Here is a 5,412-nt window from a genome sequence, read left to right as displayed (position 1 = left end):
GCCCTACACCGGCCGCGGCGTCGTGCAGCGGATCATCACCGACCTGTGCGTCCTCGACGTCACGGCGGCCGGGCTGGTGCTGCGCGAGCTCGCACCCGGCGTCACCGAGCAGGAGGTGCGCGAGCGCACCGAGCCCGACCTCCTGAGCGCCCTGTAGGCCCGAGGCACCTGGCCCCACCGCGCACGGAGGGGCCAGGTCGTCGGGATCAGCTGCCGTAGTAGCCCATCAGGTCGGCGATGACGGCCACCGTCCCTGACGTGCTGCTCACCGAGGCGCTCGAGCTCCGGATGCCCGACACGACGGAGCCCGAGATCGCTTGTCCCGGAGTCACGTTCACGTTCGACGTGTTCGGCTGGGCCGATCCCGTCGCGTAGACCGTGAGGGCCGTTGGCCGCGTGGCGCTCGTGGCCGACAACGTCATCGCGACACCGCTCGCCGAGCTCGGGACGCCCGCGATCGGCACCGCCAGACTGCGTCCACCGACGAGTGGCTGGTACGGCGCGGCCCATCCGTATCTCGTGTCGAGCACCCGGCGGGGGCTGACCGGCGTGAACCGGGATCCGCTGCCCGCCACGAAGGCGCCCGCGACGTCGGCGACGACGTCCGTGGGCGCCGTGGCGTGGATCGTCACGGTGCCACCGGAGCCGACCGGCACCGTCGCGAGGTTCGCGACGGTCTGACCCGCGACGAAGTTGACGTTGGACGTCGACGGACGCGACGCGCCGCCCGCATAGGCCGTCAGGTGGCCGGCACCCTGCGCTCGCGTCGCGGTCAGGTTGAGGTTGACCGCGCGCGTGCCCGCGGGAAGCCCGGGCAACGCGATGGTGAGCGGGCGCGACGGGTCTACCCGCCTCGCGGGCGCGCCGAGGCCGGAGCGGGTGTCGAGCACGCGATGGAAGCTGCCCACCAGCCCGGACGAGGACCCCGTCGAGTAGTAGCCCGCGAGATCGGCGATGACGTGGAGGCCACCCGAGGTGTTGCGCAGCGTGACCGCCCCGCCGGGCCCGACCCCGACCGTCACGGCCGCGGCCGAGGTGCGCCCCGGACCGGTGTTGAGGACCGAGGAGCTTCGGGGCACCTGACCGGCGGGGAAGACGGAGACCGATGTGCTCCGCGTCGCTGCGGTCGTGGTGACGTTGAGCGTCACGGCTGTGACGTCCGCCGGCAGGCCCGGAGGACGGACCGTGATGCTGGCTCCGGGGACGAGCAGCGCACGGGGAGCACCGAGCCCACTCCTGGTGTCGATGAAACGGCGCGCCGCGACAGGGGTGTACCGACCGGCCCGGCCGGCGTACTGCCCGGCGCGCCACTGCGACGCCGCCGACGAGCGAATGCCCGCCACCTGCGGGTACGCCGAGTCGCCCGGGCATGAGGTGAGGCTGAGGTCGCGGTGGCCCATGACGCGCGGCTTGGTCACCCGTACGCCTGGGCTGTAACGCGTGCTACCCGCCGACAGCAGCGTGACGGAGGAGGACGGGTCGAAGGGAGTGCGGTCGGCCTCCCAGGCGATGACCTTGCCCACGGAGCTCTGCACCGCTGCAGGGAACGGGATCGACGTGAAGTCACCGATGACCGACACCCCGAAGGTCTCCTGGTTGAAGCCACCGGACTGGGCCCCCTGGGTGAAACCGGTGAGGCTGCCCTTGCGCCCCTCATAGATCCGCCCGTAGCGGTCGACGAGGAAGTTGTAGCCGATGTCGCACCAGCCCCGGCTCTGGGTGTGAAAGGCGAAGATCGCACGCATGAGGGCCGGAGCCTGCGTGGAGGTGTAGCTGTTCGCATCGACCGTGTGGTGGACGACGGCCGCCTTGAATCCGGCGAGCTGGTCCGGCTGGCACGGCATGAGCCTCTCGTCGGCGCCCCACTGCGCCCGGGTCACGATCGCCGGGCGGGCCACCGCTGGCGCGGACGCCACGGCCGACGCCGTCGTGGCGGCGGTGAGTGTCGCGGCGGAGTCCGTAGCGACAGAGGACCGGGCGCCGGCGACAGCGGGGGCGGCCGCTGGACCGGCGACCGAGCCGGCCGGGTCCACGGCGGCATCCGCCGGCGACGAGCCGCCGTCGACCACCGCGAGCTGAAGATCCTTGGGCGCGGCGCCGCTCGTGAGCACGCGCACCTGGATGCCGTCGGCGCCGACGGCCGCGACGGCCTCCGTCCCCGGCCTCGCCCGGCGACCCTCGGCGGATCCGGCGTCGGGCCCGTCCTCCAAACCGACCTTCACGTCCATCCAGCCCGTCCATTTGGCTTGGTGCCGCGTGCGCACCTGCACCGCGAGGTCTGCCGGGGCGTGGCCGGTGAACGTCACGCCGGCCACGTCGAAGGACACGCCGGTGTGCTCCGACTGTGCGACGATGCGGCGGCCCTGCGCGGCGGGAGATCCGGGTGCGGCGGGAGACGCCGGAGACGCTGGAGACGCCTTCGCCGCGGCGACCTCCGGAATGGCGAAGGTCGTCACGCGAGGCTTCACCGGTGCCGTGGCGTTGGTGCCAGCGGTGACGGTGGCCGGGCCGGCGGAGGTGCTGCGGAGGACGGTCTGCCCCGCGCTGGCCCCGATGGCAGGCATCGGGCCGGCGGCGGCCGGCGGCACCGCCCCCAAGGTGACGATCGCGGACAGCGCCGCGGCCGCCGCCGTGGCCAAGGGGATGGGACGTGGGTTCATGGAGGCTCCTTCCGGAGGGACGCTGTCGCGCCCCTTTTGTCAGGGTAGGTGACTGTTCCACGAGCCGCCTCCCGGACTTCTCGCGGTGTGCGGGTCACCGAGCGTCCACGGGGCCAGCAGCAGGACGGCGCCCTGCCCGCCACCCCGTTGCGGGGCCGAGCGCCCGGCAGCACCGCCCACGGGCCCGCATCACGCGGCAGCCGCCATGCCCGCGAAAGGGGCCGCGGCCACTCAACTATTCTCGCCCTATGCCGTCACGCGCCGCCATCCGTCCCGGGTCCCCCAAGGGGGCCACGCCACGGCTGCACCAGCTCGTGCCGGTAGTGATGGCGACCGCTGTGCTGGGCACGGCGGTCGTTGTGGGGGTGGCGTCCGACACCCCGGGCGTCGATATCACCAAGCAGATCGCGTACGTCCTTCTCGGGGTGGTGGCCCCGGGGACGATCGTCCACCGCAGCCTGCGGGGGCCTCAGGCGTCATGGGTCGTCGACCTCGCCCTGGGCGCCGCCACGGGGCTCGCGCTCGAGCTGGCGGCATGGGCCGCCTTCACGGCCCTGCACGTGCAGCAGGCGCTGTGGCTGTGGCCGGCACTGACACTGCCCCTGCTCCTCGTGCCCACGGCCCGTCGCCGGATCCTCGCCCGTCCGACGTCGTCCTGGGGACCGTGGCCCAGCGTGGCCCTCGGTCTCGCCTGCATGCTGATGGTGCTGCTGGTCTACCGCGGCTACATGGTCATCTATCCCCTACCGCCGGCCGGTGCCCCCTATTACCCGGACCTCCTGTGGCACATGGGCCTGATCCATGAGGCCACCCGGTCCGTGCCGCTCCTCACCCCTCAGTCGGTCGCTGACGGCACGCTTCGCTACCACTGGTTCTCTGACGCGCACATCGCGGCGTCGACGCTCATGACGGGTACCGACGTCGCTGTCGCCTTCCTGAGGCTGTGGATCCTTCCGGTGGTCGTCCTCGTCGTGCTGCTGACCGCCGTGCTCGCCCATCGCGTGTCAGGGCGTCCCTGGGTCGGGGCGCTCGCCGGCTGGTTGGTGGTTCCCACGCTGGGCTACACGTTCTGGCCGGGGACGATCAACCCCAGCAACCACCTCAACCCGCTGTCGCCGTCGCAGGTCTTCTCGACCGCGCTCGCGCTCCTGCTCGTCATCACGCTCGTTGACCTCGTGCGAACGGAAGGTCGGCCCCGAGCCACCACGGTCGTCGTCGCGGTTCTCGCCGCCCTGGCGACCAGCGGCAGCAAGAGCTCTGCCCTCCCGGTCGTACTCGGTGGTGTGGGCACCGCCTTCCTGGCCGCCCTGGTCCTGCGGCGCAACCGTCTCGTGCTGCTCGGGACCGGTGTCGTCGGGGCCCTTCTGGCTGCCGTCGCACTGGCGTTCGTGGCAGGTGGCGACGCCGGCTCGGGCTTCCAACTCTTTTCGGCCCTGTCCCTCTTCGCGCCCTACCGCGAGATCGTCACGCGCCGGCCCAACCTCGGCACCGGTGTGCTCGACGGACTCGTGCACACGCCGGGGGTGGGGCCCGTCCTGCTTGTCGCACTCGTGCTCATCGTGGTCCTCACCTACGGCCGGCTGCTGGCCGGCTTCATCCCCTTCTTCCAACGAGCCCTGCGCACTGACCTGGCCGCCTGGCTGCTGGCGGGTCTCTGCCTGACCCCGTTCATCCCCTTCTTCGTCATCGCCCACAGCGGTTACAGCCAGTTCTACTTCCTCTTCGGTGCGATCCCCTTCGGTTCCGCCCTGTGGGCGTGGAGCATCGGCGAGCTCATCGGGGACTCGCGCACGCGGGCGCGGGCGGCTGCGGCCACCCTCGCCGTCGTGGGTGTGCTGACGGCCGTCGCCGCTCTCGTGCTGCCTTCGCGCATGCCACTGGCCGGGCGGCCGGCGCAGGCGGCGCAGCTGTGGACGTTCGTCGGACAGGTGTCGGTCTGCGCCGCGGTCCTGCTCGTCATCCTGGTCGCGGCCCTCGTGCTGCGTCGTCGAGGGCGCGACTGGCTCGTCCCGGTCGCGGCCTGCGCTGTGGTCGCGCCACTGCTCGTCACCGGGTCGGTGGGGCTGCTCCGCCTGCCCAGCAAGGCCCCAGCCACTGCGGACCCTCACCTGCTCGCCCAGGACCTTGCCGCCGCCTGGATCGAGGGCCACGTGCCGCTCGATGACGTGATGGCGACGAACGACCACTGCCTGTCCGGCACCGGGACCTCCTGCAATTCCCGTGAGTGGTGGATCTCAGGCCTCGGTGGCAGGCGGGTGCTGCTCGAGGGCTGGGCCTACCTCCCCGGGGCGGCAGCCAACAAGGGCTACGACGACCCTGCTCTGTACGCCCTGAACCAGGCCGCATTCATCCGTCCCGACGCAAGCACCCTGGGTGCCATCCGCCAGCGCGGCGTGCGCTGGCTCGTCGCGGACTCCCAGGCGGGCGCCGTCTCCCCCACGCTGGCCTCCCAGACGACGAAGGTCTTCCAGTCGGGAACCGTCTCGGTCTACAAGCTGGGCTGAGCGGCTGTGCTGGGCCGGCGTCCGGCGCGGGCGTCGGGCCTCAGGGACGGGCCCTGCCGGTGCTCTGGAGTCGTAGCTGCAGGTCGGCCAAGGTGGCCTGGATCCCGGCCGGAAACGTCGTCAACGTCCGGTGGTCCAGCTCGGGCCAGACGCGAGACACGAGGCGCAGGTCCCTGCCCTGCATGGACGACGTCGGGCTGGCACCGAGCACGGTGGCCGGGCGGCGCCGAAAGATGCGGCGCAGCTCC

The 5,412-nt window shown here is 72.2% G+C and carries 2 protein-coding genes and 2 pseudogenes; 2 read left to right on the top strand and 2 right to left on the bottom strand.

Features of this window, described 5'->3' with window-relative positions:
- Nucleotides 1–157 (top strand): annotated as a pseudogene (locus AC1DP0_RS17470) (succinyl-CoA--3-ketoacid-CoA transferase); the annotation flags it as partial.
- A gap of 49 nt (nt 158–206) precedes the next feature.
- Here AC1DP0_RS17470 and AC1DP0_RS17465 read toward each other — a convergent pair.
- Entirely contained in the window at nt 207–2,660 is a 2,454-nt protein-coding gene (locus tag AC1DP0_RS17465) for an N-acetylmuramoyl-L-alanine amidase (protein WP_478086780.1), read from the bottom strand.
- A 248-nt stretch (nt 2,661–2,908) separates the two neighbouring features.
- Between AC1DP0_RS17465 and AC1DP0_RS17460 the strand changes: the two genes are divergently transcribed.
- Entirely contained in the window at nt 2,909–5,164 is a 2,256-nt protein-coding gene (locus AC1DP0_RS17460) for a hypothetical protein (RefSeq protein ID WP_478086776.1), read from the top strand.
- Nucleotides 5,165–5,204: 40 nt separating this feature from the next.
- Here AC1DP0_RS17460 and AC1DP0_RS17455 read toward each other — a convergent pair.
- Nucleotides 5,205–5,412, bottom strand: a pseudogene (locus AC1DP0_RS17455) (hypothetical protein); the annotation flags it as partial.

This window comes from Terrabacter sp. P5_B1 (assembly GCF_056400505.1).
This window is presented reverse-complemented; position numbering and strand designations above follow the sequence as displayed.